12 protein-coding genes and 1 other annotated feature are annotated in these 18,660 nt (G+C 38.4%); of the genes, 2 read left to right on the forward strand and 10 right to left on the reverse strand.

All coding sequences use genetic code 11. The features are described 5' to 3' along the window. The first annotated feature begins 212 nt into the window (after positions 1–212). The gene (locus EPJ90_RS01510) at positions 213–3,314 is read left to right on the forward strand and encodes a polysaccharide lyase 8 family protein (RefSeq protein ID WP_200542484.1); all 3,102 of its coding nucleotides are present in this window, start codon (positions 213–215) and stop codon (positions 3,312–3,314) included. A gap of 109 nt (positions 3,315–3,423) precedes the next feature. Here EPJ90_RS01510 and EPJ90_RS01515 read toward each other — a convergent pair whose 3' ends face one another. The 9 genes from EPJ90_RS01515 to EPJ90_RS01555 form a co-directional block, all read right to left on the reverse strand. Next, positions 3,424–4,251 (reverse strand): alpha/beta hydrolase, encoded by an 828-nt coding sequence (locus EPJ90_RS01515; RefSeq protein ID WP_200542485.1) that lies wholly within the window; start codon positions 4,249–4,251, stop codon positions 3,424–3,426. A gap of 4 nt (positions 4,252–4,255) precedes the next feature. After that, the gene (locus EPJ90_RS01520; protein WP_161637179.1) at positions 4,256–5,023 is read right to left on the reverse strand and encodes an inositol monophosphatase family protein; all 768 of its coding nucleotides are present in this window, start codon (positions 5,021–5,023) and stop codon (positions 4,256–4,258) included. Positions 5,024–5,033: 10 nt separating this feature from the next. After that, positions 5,034–5,801, reverse strand: coding sequence for an inositol monophosphatase family protein (locus EPJ90_RS01525; protein WP_161637181.1), 768 nt, complete (start codon positions 5,799–5,801; stop codon positions 5,034–5,036). Between the two features lie 126 nt (positions 5,802–5,927). Continuing rightward, positions 5,928–9,704 carry a DNA-directed RNA polymerase subunit beta' gene (rpoC, locus tag EPJ90_RS01530; protein WP_161637183.1) on the reverse strand — a complete coding sequence of 1,259 codons (3,777 nt, stop codon included), beginning with the start codon at positions 9,702–9,704 and terminating at the stop codon, positions 5,928–5,930. A gap of 17 nt (positions 9,705–9,721) precedes the next feature. Next, the gene (locus tag EPJ90_RS01535) at positions 9,722–13,840 is read right to left on the reverse strand and encodes a DNA-directed RNA polymerase subunit beta (RefSeq protein ID WP_200542486.1); all 4,119 of its coding nucleotides are present in this window, start codon (positions 13,838–13,840) and stop codon (positions 9,722–9,724) included. Between the two features lie 98 nt (positions 13,841–13,938). Continuing rightward, the gene (locus EPJ90_RS01540; RefSeq protein WP_207106259.1) at positions 13,939–14,493 is read right to left on the reverse strand and encodes a class I SAM-dependent methyltransferase; all 555 of its coding nucleotides are present in this window, start codon (positions 14,491–14,493) and stop codon (positions 13,939–13,941) included. A 54-nt stretch (positions 14,494–14,547) separates the two neighbouring features. Next, positions 14,548–14,919, reverse strand: a complete 372-nt coding sequence (rplL, locus tag EPJ90_RS01545; RefSeq protein WP_125163718.1) for a 50S ribosomal protein L7/L12 — start codon at positions 14,917–14,919, stop codon at positions 14,548–14,550. 22 nt (positions 14,920–14,941) lie between these two features. After that, the gene (rplJ, locus tag EPJ90_RS01550; RefSeq protein WP_200542487.1) at positions 14,942–15,514 is read right to left on the reverse strand and encodes a 50S ribosomal protein L10; all 573 of its coding nucleotides are present in this window, start codon (positions 15,512–15,514) and stop codon (positions 14,942–14,944) included. A 34-nt stretch (positions 15,515–15,548) separates the two neighbouring features. After that, positions 15,549–15,662, reverse strand: a sequence feature (ribosomal protein L10 leader region). Positions 15,663–15,859: 197 nt separating this feature from the next. Then, entirely contained in the window at positions 15,860–16,255 is a 396-nt protein-coding gene (locus EPJ90_RS01555) for a helix-turn-helix domain-containing protein (RefSeq protein ID WP_200542488.1), read from the reverse strand. 159 nt (positions 16,256–16,414) lie between these two features. Between EPJ90_RS01555 and EPJ90_RS01560 the strand changes: the two genes are divergently transcribed. Then, the gene (locus tag EPJ90_RS01560; protein WP_200542489.1) at positions 16,415–17,557 is read left to right on the forward strand and encodes a TraB/GumN family protein; all 1,143 of its coding nucleotides are present in this window, start codon (positions 16,415–16,417) and stop codon (positions 17,555–17,557) included. 32 nt (positions 17,558–17,589) lie between these two features. Here EPJ90_RS01560 and EPJ90_RS01565 read toward each other — a convergent pair whose 3' ends face one another. Further along, complete coding sequence (locus EPJ90_RS01565) at positions 17,590–18,660, reverse strand: NAD/NADP octopine/nopaline dehydrogenase family protein (protein WP_200542490.1); 1,071 nt, start codon at positions 18,658–18,660, stop codon at positions 17,590–17,592.

Raw genomic sequence — 18,660 nt, forward strand, 5'->3', positions numbered from 1 at the left:
TCACTCTTGACTTTAATTATCTCATTTTCTTTCATCCATATCCACTTCTAACTAAACTTTAGCTTTAGACATTCCTTGATTTAGTTAAAAAAAACCGTTAAAAACCCATTTTCACTTTTCAACCAAACACTTATAGAATTCAATGGAGCGATTGACCAACATCACCGTAAAATGTAGAATTCATCTGTAAGCGTATTCAAAAGGAGGATACCATGAAACACACCAAAACATTATTATGTACCGGGCTCGCGCTCGTAATGAGTTCCAATGCATTGTTGATCCATGCAGACGAACCCACATCTTTAATCGAGAAACAACCACTTTTTTTTAATACCGAAAGTAAACCGGTAAACTCAAAAGAAATGGCTCTTACAATTCAAAAAGGACATCGTAAATTTGTTACGCCACTTCTCAGTGATCCAAATAGCCATTATCAATTTGAAACTACCGATGCCGCAATCGCATCGATATCAGAAAATGGTCTTATCCTTGGCCTTAAAAAAGGGAAAACAACCGTAAACATTAAATCAAAAGACACTTCTGAAATCGTTCAAAGCATCTCAATTGATATTACTGAAGATGCGGTTGATTCCCACTTTATAACGATGGAATCACGCTGGCAAGAACGTGCTGTTGGAGATGAATCCATCAACCTCAATGACAAACACATTCAAGATTATATTCAGGTTGTTGATGGAAAAGCAGATGACGCATTCTCAACACTTGACCAAAGTCCAAATCCTGAATTCCCATGGGCTAATGAAGACAACAAAACCGTAGCTGCTCATAACACCCGTCAATTTACAAATCTAAAGTCCATTGCGATTGCATTTGGAACGTACGGAAGTAAATATTATCAAGATGAAGCAACCTTAAACTTTATTTCGACGCAACTTGATTTTCTCATTAACGATCAAATGTATGGAAGTCCATTCACCGTTCCGACTCACGGAAACTGGTGGGATTGGCAAATTGGAATCCCAATGCGCCTTCTTGATATCCTCTCGATTGTAAATGATTATATCGACCAAGAGGACATAACCCGTTATTTAAAAGGAATTGAAGTCTACAATACAAACCTCACCACGCTCCTCAATGGTGCTCCAGCAACAGGTGCAAATAAAACAGATGTTGGTCTAATTTTCTTAGGGGTTGGGATCATGAAGCAAGATGCTTCACTTCTTGATTATGTAAACCAAGAGATGCCGGAAGTCGTTCAATATGTATCATCAGGTGATGGTCTTTACAAAGATGGATCACTTGTACAGCATAAAGATATTGCATACCTTGGTACCTACGGAAATGACCTCGTAAAGGGAATTGGGAAAATCGCATCGATTGTCGCGGACACACCTTGGGCTATGGATCCTGCAACAATGCAAAATATCTATACACTAATTGATGAGGGATACATTCCACTTATGTATAAAGGGAAAATGATGTCAATGGTTAATGGTCGAAGCATTTCTCGCGCTCCTTACATGAGTCCAACCGCACAAGAGTTTGATACAGGAAAAGAAAGTATCGCAAATATTATGTTGATCGCAGATGCAGCACCGGAACCACTAAAATCTACTTACAAACAACACCTCAAAGAGTGGATTATCGCATCAGATCGTTACCACGATTACTTTAGTCGTACTCGTGATTTCGAATCATTAGTTAAAGCCAAACAAATTTTTGAAGATGAATCCATCCAAACCTTGGAATCAACGCAACATGTGAAAATATATGGATCAATGGATCGCGTCGTAAATCGTAACCACGACTATACCGCAGCACTCAGCATGTTCTCAAAACGAATTTCAAACTATGAATCCATAAACAACGAAAACATGCAAGGATGGCATACAGGAAGTGGTATGCTCTATCTTTACACAGATAACGACATTGATCAATATGATGGTACCTACTGGGCAGCAGTCGATAAATATCGTCTTCCAGGAACAACCGTTGATACACGTCCATTAGCTAATAAAGCTCTCCACCGAAAACTATCCAAACAAGCATGGGTTGGTGGTTCATCAACTGGTAAAATAGGAAGTGCAGGAATGTACTACAACACAAATACGTTTAATAATGGTATGGACCTTCGTGCTCAAAAATCATGGTTCTTCTTAGATGATGCAATTGTTGCACTCGGAACAAATATCACAGGAACATCCCCATCATCCATTGAAACAACAATTGAAAATAGAAAAGTTGATGCCAATGCTCAAATCAAGCACAACGAAACATCCATTAGCGCTCCAAAACTAAGCCTTGAAAAAGGGGATACCATTACCCTCAACAACGGCGACAAAGGAACTTTTGGATACTACTTCCCAACAGAAACAGATGTTGAAATCAGTAATACCGTTCACAGTGGAAAATTTGTAGATCAAAACCTAATGTTTGATGACAAAATTGAATACAGCTCAAACTTCTTTAAATTGGGCATCAACCATGGAACAGTCGCAGACAATGATGCTTATGAGTATGTCATGCTTCCAAACAGTTCCGAAACACAAATTCAAGACTTCGCTAAAAATAACACACTCGAAATCCTTGAAAATAACAACTTAATTCAAGCAATCAAAACAGATACAACCTTTGCAATGAACGTGTGGGGTGTTGATGGTGCCAATCTCGAAGGAATTGGTGTTGACCGTTCCGCATCCGTTACTGCACACATTACAAACAACCGTACGTTAACCATTGCAGTGAGTGATCCAAAACATGTAGAGGAAGAAATTCAGGTAACCATTACCCGTCCCTACAAATCTGTAACCAAGATGGATTCAAACATCACTCAAAATGGAAACCAATTCACAATCAATACCAAAGATCTTGAAGGGGCCTCCAGCATTATCGAATTACGCCTTGATACAGAGGCACTTGAAAATGCTGTCGTGTCAGAGATTCGTACGCTCTTTAAAACAATTGATGCTCTTGATTTAGATCTCTATACTGAAGATTCTAGTAATGATCTAGTTGAAACACGATCACGCGTACAAGAAACCGTTGATAATCCCGATCGTACCCTCGAAGATCTCGAAGACGGCCGCGATCAACTTCAAACCTCCTACGATCATCTTGAACTCAAAGAAATCCAAGAAGAACCTGAAACAAAGCCGGAAACAAAGCCTGAAGAAGGAAAGCCAGATGTGGAAATAGAGCCAAACATTGATCCTTCAAAACCAACTGAAAAACCAGAAAGTAACCGTGAAGAATCCGATACACTTCCTAAAACAGGTATCCATTCAGAACCACGATCCTTTGCAGCGTTTATGATTATTGGACTTGGCTTACTCTTTAAGCGTAAAGACTCTTAATTGCTAAGAAACAAGTAAAACGTAAAAACATCTCAATCTGACATGATGTCAGACTGAGATGTTTTTTTACTTTATCATTTATAAGAAACCGTCATTTTAGAATTACATATTACTTACTCAACTGAAGCAATATCCACTCAACCATAGTATCTAGAATCTCAGGGTACATCGTTTCATTAAGGATTTCATGGTATAGGTCTGGGTAAGCAATAAAACGTTTGTTTTTTGAACTGATGTTTTCATAAAGCCATTCACCTACTTCGATAGGAACAACCTTATCCTTTTCTCCATGACAAATTAAAACAGGATAGCGGTAACGGGATACATTTTTCGCAACAAACTCCGGTGCCTTAATTAAAAATTCACGCATAAATCCTGCAGTTGCTTTATGTAAAACATCCGGATCATTTTTATAAGCACTCACAACCTCGGGTACCGAACAAATGTCATCTTCCACAACATTACGAATGTTTATCTTTTTAAATGATTTACCGACTACATTTAATACTTTACCCATATTTCCTTCAACCGGCGGAAGTGGCGCCACAGCAGGACCTGATAGAATTTGGCCTTTTAGTTCATAGGGATGTGCTATACCATACATCGTCGTAACAAGCCCACCCATACTATGACCTAACATAAATACAGGAACACCGATATTCTCATCTTTAACAAATTTAACCATTTCATTACAATCTGAGATAAACGATAAATACGAATCGATATGTCCTTTAGGGGAGTCGGTACGACCGTGTCCACGTAAATCATAGCGATACACACTTAATCCTGCTTTATTAAAATGCTCTGTAACATGATCATAGCGACCAATATGCTCCGCAAAACCATGGTTAATAATAACAATAGCCTTCGGTTTTTCAACACAATCAGCTGCATAACGCAGCGAAACCTCATCATTAATCTTTAAATAAGATTCCATATTCCTATCTCCTATCTTTGAGTTCCTGAATCACTGTGGGATTTGAAGCACACATAAATTCAAAATTCTTATCTTCAAATATAATCTTATTATCGCATGTATCGTAAGTGAATGCACCACCAACTGCCTCAAGAATGATTGTTGCAGCTGCAATATCCCATACCTTCAAGCGCCGTGAGAGATACACCTGATGACGTCCTGCAGCGACACCACAAATTTCAAGCGACGCTGCTCCCATATAACGTACCGACATAAAATCATCATGCGCCTTAACCGCATCCCCAAACATAACCTCTAAAGTCTTAGTATCCGAATAAACAACGGAATCACGAAGTGTTACGGTTTGAGATAGCATTGGAAGCTTATGATCGTTGAGGTAAGCCCCTTCGCCTGCAATCCCGACATACATTTCATCACGACTCACGTCATAGACAATCCCAAAAACAGGTTTTTGTTCTTCATAATAACCAACAGATATCGCAAAATTACGTTTTTCAAAAATAAAATTTGACGTACCATCAATTGGATCAATGATCCACAAATCATCAAGTCCAGTCGATGCAACCATTTTTTCTTCGGTAATAAAATTTTGGTTTGGATATTTTGCATTAATGCGTTTGGCTAAAAATTGCTCAGTCCCTTTATCGACATTGGTAACAAAATCATTGCGTGCTGATTTCGTATCAATATTTAATTCTTGCTTCATATGTTCGCGAACATAGTCTCCTGCTTCATAAACTAATTGCTTCGCAAATGATAATTTTGATTGCATACATTTCTCCTTATAGTAGTGCTTTTAAACTTTCTTTAATCGTTTGATTGGATGCCGCGATAAATACACGGGGTTCATTATCAAAGTAAAGCGTATCCTCTAAATCCCCAAAGTGGTAAGTACCACCAACACATGTTAAGACAATCACCGCAGCTGCGAAATCCCATACTTTGAGTTTAGGAAAGACATATGATTGCCATCGCCCTGCCGCAATATGACATACTTCTAGAGCTCCCGACCCTAAAAATCGATGCGTAATAAATAGTGGTTTAAGTTCTTGAGGGGTCATTTTAAATAAACCAGGACGGTAGACATCACCGGAAATAATTGAATCTTTTAACTGAATATCTTGGTCGAGCATCGCTAATTTTTGTCCGTTCAGATATGCTCCTTCACCAACAATCCCAACAAACATCTCATCTGCCATGACATCATAAACAATACCAAATACAGGCATTCCTTGATGATAATAACCCACAGAAATACTGAAATTTTGTTTTTGATAGATAAAGTTTGTGGTTCCATCAATCGGATCAATAATCCATAAATGGTCTTTCCCCATCGTTTCCACGGTTTTTTCTTCAGTTAAGAAATTTTGGTTTGAATAAGCTTCCTTGATTCCTGAAACTAAAAAAATCTCTGTTTGTTTATCAACATTCGTTACAAAATCTGATCTTGATGATTTAAGACTAATATCAATCGATTCCTGCATCATCGTTTTAATGCGTTCTCCGGCTTGACGTACAAGTTTTGTCGTAAATTCTGCTTTTTTATTCATTTTAACGCCTCCATCTTATCATTATAAACCTTTATCAATAAATATGTACATATAAAAAAAGTCCTACACTCAAATCGATGAGTGTAGGACCTTAATTTTAGAAATGCATTGATTTATAAACCTCAATTATCCACGAATAATTTCGCTAATAACGGAATCCTCTTCCTCAATTGTATTTCGTTCAATACGTTCTTGGCGTTTGAGTTCAGCCATTTCTTTAACCATTTCAGTTGATTCACGGTATAATTCAGAACCTGTTCCCGCTGGAATTTTCTTACCAATGATAACATTTTCTTTCAGACCCATGAGTGGATCAATCTTAGACTTGATAGCTGCATCCGTAAGAACTTTTGTAGTTTCTTGGAATGAAGCAGCTGATAAGAATGATTCCGTTTCAACAGAAGCTTTAGAAATACCGAGTAACACTGGACGATAACGTGCAGGGTTCTTACCTTCCATAAGGATATCTTCATTGATTTGAGTCATGTTATCAACATGCATTTGAACACCAGGAGAAATTCCTGTATCTTGTCCATCAATTACAATAACTTTACGCATCATTTGGTTAATCATAACTTCAATATGCTTATCAGAAATTTCGATACCACCACTTTGGTAAACTTTTTTAACTTCTTTTAAAATGTATTTTTGAACATCGAGACGTCCTGCATATTCCATAAGTTTCTTAGGATCTACAGAACCTTCTGTTAGTTTTTCACCGGCTGAAACCTCAGAACCAACTTTTAACCAACCACGAGCAGGTTGATGTGGTAATGTATGGTGCTCAACAGATGTTTTATCGTTTGCAACGGTGATGATATAACCGAAACCATCTTCGGCATTACGGATATCCGTAATACGTCCGGAAATTTCAGAAATCGCAGCACCCAGTTTTGGTGAACGTGCTTCAAAGAGTTCTTCAACACGTGGAAGACCTTGAGTGATATCTTCCCCACCAGCAACCGCAACCCCACCGGTATGGAACGTACGCATGGTTAGCTGTGTACCCGGTTCCCCGATTGATTGAGCGGCAACGATACCGACTGCTTCTCCAACCTCAACAATTTCACCTGTTGCCATGTTACGTCCGTAACATTTTTTACAGATACCATGTTTTGATTCACATGAGAATACAGAACGAATGCGAACTTGTTTGATTCCTGCATTCACAATACGTTTTGCAGCAAACTCATCGATATATTCGTCTTCTTCGATAATAACTTCTTTAGTTTTTGGATCAACAATTGTTTCTTTAATATAACGTCCAACAAGACGGTCATGGAGTGACTCAACAATTGTATTAGATTTACGATCTACAATTTCCTCTACAAGGAAACCGTTGTCGCTATAACAGTCATCTTCAACGATTGTGACATCTTGCGCAACGTCAACAAGACGACGTGTAAGATATCCTGATTCCGCTGTTTTAAGAGCAGTATCGGTTAGTCCCTTACGCACACCGTGAGTAGAAACGAAGAATTCACTAACGTTTAGACCTTCACGGAATGACGAATAGATTGGAACTTCAATAATTGATGATTGATAGCCTGCTTTTGATTTTGATTGAGTAGGTTTACCCATTAAACCACGCATACCGGATAACTGAGTAAAGTTAGAAACGTTACCACGAGCACCCGATGTCGCCATCATATTGATAGGGTTTTTACGAGCAAGTTCGTCCATTAATTCCGCACCAACGCGTCCTTTAATACCATCCCATAGAGTCATCAGTTTACCTTCCCACTCTTGAGCTGTTAAACGACCACGTTTGTATTGTTTCATTAATTTCGCAGCTTGTTCTTTACCCTCATCAACATATTTTTCTTTGTTAGGGGCAACATTGATGTCACTTAACGCAACAGTCATACCCGCAACAGTTGAATAGCGGAAACCTAAGTCTTTAATGTTATCTAAGATTTCAGCTGTTTTATCGATTGAGTAACGATCAAAGATTTCTTTGATAATTTTCTCGAGATCTTTTTTCTTGAAGTCATTATTAAGTGGCATTGCACTAATAATTTCACGAACATCTTGTCCCATCGCAACAAAGAATTTATCCGGTGTCGCTTTAAAGTTATCCGGTGAAACCTCGTTTAAGTATGGGAAGTCACTTGGGAACATATCGTTAAAGATAAGTTTACCAAGCGTTGTAACAAGGTACATTTCGTTTTGTTTTGCACTTAACGTTGATTTCTTAAGTGATGATGCACGAACACAAATACGTGTATGTAAGTGAATCAACTCATGTTCATATGCAAGTTGTGCCTCATTGATGTCACGGAATGCTTTACCTTGGTTTTCACCAAAGCGACGCCATTTAGCGCCTTCTTCCATATCGCCACGAGCTTCACATTGTAATGCTTTTTCTTCAAATTCTTCTGGAGATTCTTCCATGTTTAGATAGAAGTTTCCAAGAACCATATCTTGAGATGGTGTAACAATCGGTTTTCCATCTTTAGGACCAAGAATATTACGTGAACCAAGCATGAGCAATTCTGCTTCTGCTTGAGCCATTTCGGATAATGGAACGTGAACCGCCATTTGGTCACCATCAAAGTCCGCGTTAAACGCAGGCGTTACAAGAGGGTGAAGACGAATTGCACGACCTTCAATCATTTTCGGTTTAAAGGCTTGAATACCAAGACGGTGAAGTGTAGGGGCACGGTTTAAGAGCACAGGGTGATCTTGAATTACTTCTTCAACAATATCCCAAACACGTGGATCTTGACGTTCAATAAGTTTTTCAGCAGCTTTAGCATTATTACTAATTCCACGAACCTTCATCTCATTTACAACAAATGGTTTAAAGAGTTGAATTGCCATTTCTTTAGGAATACCACATTCATACATCTTAAGATCTGGTCCAACAGCGATAACTGAACGACCTGAGAAGTCTACACGTTTACCAAGTAAGTTGGCACGGAAACGACCTTGTTTCCCTTTAAGACTGTGTGAAAGTGATTTTAGAGGACGTCCACCAGCACCTGTAACAGGTTTTGAACGACGTCCATTGTCAATCAATGCGTCAACAGCTTCTTGAAGCATACGTTTTTCGTTTTGAACGATAACTTGTGGTGTACCCATTTCAAGTAAACGTTTCAGACGGTTATTACGTGTGATTACACGACGGTATAAGTCGTTTGCATCTGAAGCAGCAAAACGGCCACCATCAAGTTGTAACATCGGACGTAAATCTGGTGGAATAACTGGAAGTTCAGTCAGTACCATCCATTCTGGCATGTTATCAGAATTAATAAATGCTTCAACCGTTTCAAGACGGCGAATTAACTTCTTACGCTTGTCACCTTTAGCATTTTCTAATAACTCAAGAATTTCATTACGTTCTTTTTCTAAATCCATATTTTCAAGCAAGGTTTTAATACCTTCTCCACCTGCTTGAGCTACGAAACCATTCGGTCCGTATTGATTGATGTATTCACGATATTCGCGGTCATCAATAATTTGTTTGTATTGTAATCCTGATTTCTTAGGATCCACAATAACCCATTTTACGAAGTACACAACTTCTTCTAAAATTTTAGGGGTAATGTTTAGTAATAAACTCATGCGTGATGGAATACCACGTAAATACCAAATATGTGCAACAGGTGCAGCTAACGTAATGTGCCCCATACGTTCACGACGCACAGCAGATTTCGTTACTTCAACGCCACAACGATCACAAATAACACCACGGTAACGTACTTTCTTGTACTTACCACAGTAACATTCCCAATCCTTTGTAGGACCAAAAATCTTTTCACAGAACAATCCATCACGTTCCGGTTTTTGTGAACGATAGTTAATTGTTTCTGGTTTTTTAACTTCTCCATGAGACCATTCTAGAATGCGCTCAGGGGACGCTAAAGCGAGTTGTATCGAGTCAAAATTATTAATACTCATGAGATTACCGCCTCCTTCTACGCTTGCTCATCAAGGTTTAGTGATTCAACCTCATTAGTTTCTTCGATTTCCACAACAATTTCTGGTTGCGGAACATCTTGTGATGGTGCTGAAGCAACTTCTTCATCACCATCTACAAGACTTTCTTTGATTTCTTCTTTGTTTTCGTCCAAGAATTTCACATCAAGTGCAAGTGCTTGGAGTTCATGTTTAAGTACTCGGAATGATTCTGGAATTCCAGGTTCTGGAATATCTTCACCATTTTGAATAGCGGCATAAGTCTTTGTACGTCCATTTACGTCATCGGACTTAATGGTAAGGATTTCTTGAAGTGTGTTTGCAGCTCCATAAGCATAGAGTGCCCAAACTTCCATCTCTCCAAATCTTTGTCCACCATTTTGTGCTTTACCACCAAGTGGTTGTTGGGTAACAAGTGAGTAAGGTCCTGTTGCACGAGCATGAAGTTTATCATCAATCATATGTGATAACTTAAGCATGTACATAACACCTACTGAAATACGTTCATCATAACGCTCACCAGTTTGTCCATCATAAAGTACCATCTTACCATCAGGTGAAACGTTACCTTCTTTCATGATATTAAACAGTTCATCTGTTTCAATACCATCGAAAACACTTGTAGCAAACTTAATATTTAAGTTCTTCGCTGCAATACCAAGATGTAATTCTAAGATTTGTCCAATGTTCATACGACTTGGAACCCCAAGAGGGTTAAGCATAATATCAACAGGTGTACCATCTTCCATGTATGGCATATCTTCTACAGGAAGAATCTTAGAGATAACCCCTTTATTACCGTGACGTCCAGCCATCTTGTCACCTTCATGGATTTTACGTTTTTGAACGATGTAAACCTTAACAGATTCACTTACTCCAGGTGGCAAGTCATGTCCTTCCGCGCGGCTAAAGATCTTGATATCTTGAACAATACCTGATCCACCGTGTGGAACTTTAAGTGAGTTGTCTCGTACTTCACGGGATTTTTCACCAAAGATTGCAAGTAATAATTTTTCTTCTGGAGAAATTTCGCTTTGTCCTTTAGGTGTTACTTTACCCACTAGGATATCGCCTTCTTTAACTTCAGCACCAATCATAACGATTCCGCGTGCATCAAGATGACGGCATGCAACTTCACTTACGTTTGGTATATCACGGGTAATTTCTTCAGGTCCAAGTTTTGTCTCACGAACTTCAAGTGTATATTCTTCAATATGAATTGATGTATAGACATCTTCTTTTACAAGACGTTCACTCATGATGATCGCATCTTCATAGTTATATCCGTTCCAAGTCATAAATGCGACTGTAACGTTTTGACCAAGAGCAAGCTCACCATTTTGCATGGATGGACCATCCGCAAGGATGTCACCATTTGAAACTTTTTCACCAAGAGCCACTAAAGGTTTTTGGTTAATACATGTTCCTTGGTTTGATCGTCTGAATTTTTGTAATAAATATGTACGTTCTTTTCCTGATACTCCGTTTACAATAACGCGGTTTGCATCAACATAAGAAACGATTCCGTCTTCATGACAGATTACCGCACTCCCTGAATCCTTTGCAATACGGTGTTCAATACCCGTACCAACAAATGGTGAGTTCGGTTTTAAAAGCGGAACAGCTTGACGTTGCATGTTGGCACCCATGAGGGCACGAGAAGCATCATCATTTTCCAAGAATGGAATCGCCGCAGTCGCAACAGAAACAATTTGTTTAGGACTCACGTCAATAAGTTCTACAGTGTCACGGTGGGCAAGAATATTTTCACCACGGTAACGAACAACAACTTCTTCGTTCACAAGTTTGTGATCTTGCACTTCGTTCGCTTGCGCAATAACATATTCAAACTCATCGTCTGCAGATAGATAAATAATATCTTCAGTAACGGTTCCATCTGGAGTAACGATTCGGTATGGTGTTTGAATAAAACCATACTTGTCAATTTTTCCATATGACGTTAAGTTCGAAATCAACCCGATATTTGGTCCTTCAGGTGTTTCGATTGGACAAATACGACCGTAGTGTGATGTATGAACATCTCGAACTTCGAAACCAGCACGGTCACGTGTAAGTCCACCCGGTCCTAAAGCTGAAATACGACGTTTGTTTGTAAGTTCAGCAAGTGGGTTTAATTGGTCCATAAATTGTGACAATTGGGATGAAGAGAAGAACTCTTTAACCATTGCGGTCAATGGACGAACGTTTGTAAGATTTTTGGGTGTTAGGTTCGATGAATCTGAAGAGATTGACATACGTTCCTTAACAACACGTTCCATACGGCTTAAACCGATTCGGAATTGATTTTGGATTAATTCTCCAACTGTACGAATACGACGGTTACCTAATTGGTCAATATCGTCTTCATTACCAACACCATCAATGAAGTTTAAGAAATATGAATATGTAGCATAAATATCTGATGCTACGATTGTTGTTTTTTCAAGTAATGGATCAATACCAACAATCTTCACAATTTCTTCATGATCATCTTCATGCGCAACAAACAATTCTTGCATTGCTGCTCCGACTAACCACATTGTTACGGGGCCATCTTCTAATGAATCAACAATTAGTTTTTCATTTGTTTTATTAATTTTAGGTACGTTGTAATTTGGTGTGAAACGATCTGCGATTAGATTTCCTTTTGCAGACATCATATCTGCTCCAGAAGCATCAAGAATACGTCCAACAGTATATAAACGTTGTGAGTAGTTTAACACTGCCCATACGTTATCTTTTGTTACCACAACTTCTTTACCCATGATACCTGTGTAAATTTGAATCGTTTCGCCTTTTAAGGTCTCAAGATCTTGTGCAGTAAGAACCGTTCCGCGTTCAAATTCAAAATCATCACCATCAACATCTTTCGATAAGATACGTCCAACTAAATGCACGGTTCCATCAACCGTGATATCACGTACATCGGGTGCCGAGAAGATATTCTTAAGTGGGAATACATTCATGTGTCCGCCTTCGCGTAATACATCACGTAATTTTAAGACATCATCACGACGTGTAATATGTGTTCCTTTTTCAAAAACAACATTACCGTTAATATCTTTTATATCACTTGTAAGAACGGTTCCATTTACACGATTGTAAACTTCAAGTTTTTTATGAATTTTATAACGACCTGCTTTATTAAGGTCATAACGGCGTGGATCTAAGAACTTCGCGTTCATCAAGTTGATAGCACCGTCAGTTGTAGGGATTTCATCAGCACGTTGGTTTTCATACATTACACGTAATGAATCTTCAAACGTAACAGTCTTATCTAATACTAATGAGTTCACAATCTCAGGATAGTTTCCAAAGAATGCTGTATAGAGTAACGCATATAAAGTTAAGAATTCACGTTTCTCACTATCAATTTCTTCCCATTCATCATAAACAGGTAAATTCATAGCATTTAAGAACGTTTTAAATGAATGTGTATCAAATGCATCTTCACCTTCTTGTAAATCAAGACTTAAACCAAAAGACTTGAACAAAATTGTGGATACAATCGTACGCTTACGGTCAACTTTCATGTTGATAACACGACCATTAGCCGCTTTACGATCATCACTCATAAATTCTAACCAAGTACCACGACTTGGAATTAATTCGGACATGAACGTGTCACGACCCGTTTTATCATCATTTTCAGACTTAAAATACGCTCCAGGAGAACGCACAATTTGCGAAACAATAACTCGTTCCGCTCCATTAATAATAAAGGTACCTGTTTCAGTCATTAAAGGAAGATCACCGAGGAACACCTCTTCTTCTTTTTCAATCACTTCACCAGTTTGTTTGTTAATTACTTCTAGACGCATTGTTGCTCGAAGTGGCGCAGCATAGTTTGCTTCGCGTGATCGACATTCGTCTACGTTATATTTAGGTTCACCAAATGAATAATCAATGAACTTTAGTTTTACATTTTCATTATAGCTTTGAATAGGATAGATTTCGTTAAAAACTTCAAAGAGTCCCTCGTTTTTAAACCATTCATACGCATCCGTTTGAATTTCTACCAAATTAGGCAATTCTAAGGTTCCACTAACTTGAGAATAATCACGACGGGTAGCCTTATTACCAAATTTCTTTACACTATATACTTGGTTTTTCTCCATTTATGCCATCCTTTCCTGTACTTTTTATAACAACCAAAAAAACGCGCATAAATCCACTATTATGCAATTATATATATTATCACTAATGTGGGTTACAGTCAACGCTTTGAGGCACAATAGATGTAATATCCCTTTTCTTTTTTTAATAACGTGCAATTACCAAATAATGCTTCACATTTTGCTTGCGCAGACTTCGCTCCATGTGACTTACGAATTACAAAGATAAACATCCCATCCTTGGTCAAAACATCGTAAGCATTATCAAATAAAGAATACATTTTTTCTTTTCCAACACGAATCGGCGGATTGCTAATTACAAAGTCATACACGCCATCCAACCCATCTTGAATTTTATTAATTCCATTCACATTATATTTTTCATAGTTTATATTGGCGAGTTCAACCGAACGCGGATTAATATCGACGCCCGTCATTTCAATATCACTAAAGAAATGCGAAAGAATCACACCCACAACCCCAATACCGCATCCTAGGTCTGCAACCTTTCCTTTTAAGGGATGATTGACACAGACTTTAAGCAGTGCTTCGGTACCGCGATCCAGGCCATCTTTCGAGAAAACCCCATCATCCGAGATAACTGAAAAACTAATGTCTAAAAACCGGAAAGGGATATCTCTCCGGTTTTTATTCAAATTAGAATTGTCTGTAAAGTAATGACTCACAGAAGATCCTTCTTAACGTGTTAATTATTTAACTTCTACAACTGCGCCAGCTTCAACAAGTTTAGCTTTGATTTCTTCTGCTTCTGCTGGTTTGATGTTTTCTTTAATTGCTGTTGGTGCGCCGTCAACTAATGCTTTAGCTTCCATCATACCTAAACCTGTGATGTCGCGTAATGCTTTGATAACTCCAACTTTTGAACCTGAGATTTCTTTCAAGATTACTGAAACTTCGCTTGGTCCTTCTTCTTCACCAGCATCTGATGCTGCTGCAACTGCAACTGGTGCTGCTGCTGAAACTCCGAATTCTTCTTCGATTGCTTTTACTAATTCATTTAATTCTAAGATTGTCATTTCCTTTAGGGAAGCGATTAGTTCTTCTGATGTTAATTTTGCCATCTTAATATTTCCTCCTATTTAATTAAGCTTCTGTAGCTTCTTCTTTTACTTCTTCTACAACAGGTGTTTCTTCAGCAACTGCTGCTTCTTCAACAACTTCTCCGCCCTCTGCACGTTGTTCAGCAACTTGTGATACAGCGTAAGCAAAGCTTCGAATTGGTGATTGGAACATTCCAGCCAACATAGCAATCATGCCATCGTGGTTTGGTAATGCTGAGAGTTCTTTGATTTCTTCTTGGTCTACTAAGTTACCGTCAACGATACCAGCTTTAAGGATTAACTTTTTGTTCTTCTTAGCGAAGTTAGCTAATACTCGAGCAGGTGCAACAGCATCTTCTCCAAACGCAACACCGTTAGGTCCTGTTAATTCGGATTTTAAACCTTCAAAGTCTGTGCCTTCGACAGCACGTTGGAACATTGAGTTTTTATAAACTTTAAATTCAACGTTTTCTGCACGAAGTTGACGACGTAGTTCAGTCATTTGATCTACGGTTAGTCCACGGTACTCAACAACAACTGTTGATCCGGCATTCTTTACTTTTTCTTGAATCTCTGCAACAACAGCTTTTTTATTTTCTAAAATTTCTGTACGCAAATGATTCACCTCCATTCGATCTCGGAAATCAAATTAAACCAAAAAAATAAACCCATCCAAAAGACAGGTTCAAAAGTTTTATACTTTCACCTCGGTAACATTATTAAGGTTGCCCCGTTACTGTCTTTGGTTAATTGATAACATAGATATTCTACCAACTTTATTCAGAAAGTCAAGATTTTTATTATTCCAGTGTTAAATATTTCCAACAAATAGCCCCTGCTATCCTTCATGACTGTTTAGATTCATGATTGAATAATTATTTAAAGGCATGCATGTACAAAGCGCCCATCTTTTTGATGTAAAACAAGCGGACACATGACGTATCCGCTTATCACATTTTGACTATAACTCTGACTTCAATTCTGACTTCATTAAAAGGGCTTTCTTTCGTAAAAAAAGAACCAGTTCATTGATAAGTTTTATTTTGTTTTCTTCATCCAACTCTCGAATATTTAAACCGACTTCATGATGCGTCCCACATAAATTTAGCACATGATAAAACGCTAAATGTAAGCTCCATTCATCAAAATCTTGCATGTGTTTCGGTTTTTGACAGAGAAGACACTCCACAGAAATATTCAGTTCCTCGCAAATCTTTACAAGATTTGAAATATCTGGATTCGAAACCCCCACTTCCCACTTTGCGACTGCTTGTTGAGAATAATTTACACGTTTCGCCAGCTCACGCTGCGTTAATTTTCGTTTTAAACGTATTTTCTTTAGATTAGAGTCTAACATCGTGCTCACCCCTCAAATTGATTATAATCGACAAGTTTTGAAAAAAATATATCATTCATTGACTATATTCTTAAGTAATCTTAATGTTTCGCGGTCAATTCAAATCAAGTACTATGGATGACATTTAGAATTTGATATGATGATGGTACGAGGTATCTTATGAAAACAGTAGAATTTAAAGATAAAACATTGCATTTTGTATCCACCGCTCATGTATCCAAGCAATCCGTCCTTGATGTACAAGAAGCAATTGCTTCCGTTCAGCCACAGGCTGTTTGTATCGAATTGGATGATAACCGGGCTCGTAACCTTATGGAATCTGATAAATATAAAGAAGTTGATATTAAGCAGATTATTAAAACCAAACGAGTTGGTGCTTTTATTGCCACCTTGGTCCTTTCTTCCTATCAGAAAAAACTCGCAGATGACCTTAATACATCTGTAGGTCAAGAAATGAAGCAAGCAATTGAAAGCGCTAAAACGTTTAACGCTTCGATTCATTATATTGATCGTGATGTCCAAGTAACCTTTAAACGCATTTGGGGAAATCTCACTTTCTTAAAAAAAATATCCTTGCTTTCCACGCTCATTTTAAGTGTCTTCGAAGATGATTCGGTTTCAGAAGTTGATGTTGAGAATTTAAAAGAGAGTGATTTATTGTTTGAGTCTGTTCGTGAAATGGATGAAAAACTTCCAGCAATTTCTAAAAGTCTTCTCCATGAGCGAAATGCTTTTATGGCCGAAAAAATTAAAGCATTACCTGAAAAAGAAATTGTGATTGTTGTAGGGGCTGCTCATACTGAAGGTATCATTGAGGTACTGGATCAAGACCATTCGCTTTATGAACTAAATCAAATCCCCGCAAAGAAAAAATTGAATTTATCAGGTTGGATCGTACCGGGAATAATTATTTTATTACTGGTTGCGCTCACGCTTAAAAATCCACACATGGCTCTTAACGATCTTTTGGTGTGGTTTGCATTAAGCGGTGGCCTTGCAACCCTTGGTGCAATCATTTGCCTAGCACACCCGCTTACAATTCTCACAACAGCCCTTACCGCATGGATTGGGACACTCTCACCCGTTTTAGGCGTCGGTATGTTTGCAGGTCTTATGGAAGCATATCAACGTCCACCAACATTCGAAGATTTTGATGCCTTATCCACGCATGCAACCCAACCGAAAATGTGGTTTAAGAACAAAGTTTTACGTATTTTACTAATTTTTGTAATTACATCACTCTTTAGTTCAATCGGCACATTTATTGCCGGTGGAAATATTATTGGTTCACTATTCAAATAAAAAGAGTTCAGTACTTTAGTACTGAGCTCTTTTTATTCTATGAAACGTTTGATTTCTTGAATACTCATGTTTTGAATCCCTAAATCTGCCATGCTTGGCCCCATTGTCCAACAATCTTTCCTTAATATGGATGAACCCAATGTCACAAGACTGTTCATTATCGAAGTTTCCACATGAATGTGCTGTGCTAATTTGGCCCACGTTGCGAGTCCAAAGGGAATATCTTCCGAATAATATCTTCCCTTCACATCAGCAGGACCTTTAATGGAAGCAAAACTCGGATTCTCTGAAATTACTTGATGAAGATCATCCGATGCATCCGGACCACCTACCCCTTTATTTACCGTTTCAAAATTGTATTCAAAAGCTTCAAGAAGACGGATCCGTTCTTGATCCAGCCCTTCAGTAGTACGCACAACACAAGAAGTAAATCCTTCTGTGTAAAAGTAAAAATCCCCACGGGCCTTTTCAATCCGTCCTGCATTAAGGATACATCCTGGAACATGGATAATAGGATTTAAGCTGTTTAATCCACAAGCAACAATACTTTCCACAGGTTGAATGCCATCATAAAGTTCCGATAATATCTGACAGACGCGCATTGTTTCTTTTGCTGGTAAGACACCAACTTTAAGTGGATCGAAGCGACTCATAATCATCACATGACCTGGCTCAATGATTCGTGTAGCATAAGGAAGTGTATGTGATTCCGCAAATACAATATTGGCATGATTGCCTACATCATTCATTGCCTTCTTAAATATCAGACTCCCAAATGTCCCTGGAACAATAAAAACGATCTGCCCTTCTTGCAAGCATGGTGCAAGGCGGTATGCATAATCTTTGTGGGCAAAGGCTGGCACGGCAACAAGAATAATCTCTGCGTCCGCAACACCCTTTTGTAAGTCTGTTGTTACGGATGTCAGGGTTGCGGTGCCTTCCACGACACCGGTCACATGAATTTGGAGTGAATCAAAGACCGTTTGCATATTATGTTTAAACCGCGCATCTTCGATTAAAATAACCGAGTACCCTTTGAGTGTTAAATCAGCGGCGGCTGCGTGAGCACCATTCCCACCACCAATGATCGCAATTTTTTTCAT

Origin of the sequence: Erysipelothrix sp. strain 2 (EsS2-7-Brazil), from assembly GCF_016617655.1 — a bacterium.
GTDB lineage: Bacteria > Bacillota_I > Bacilli_A > Erysipelotrichales > Erysipelotrichaceae > Erysipelothrix > Erysipelothrix piscisicarius.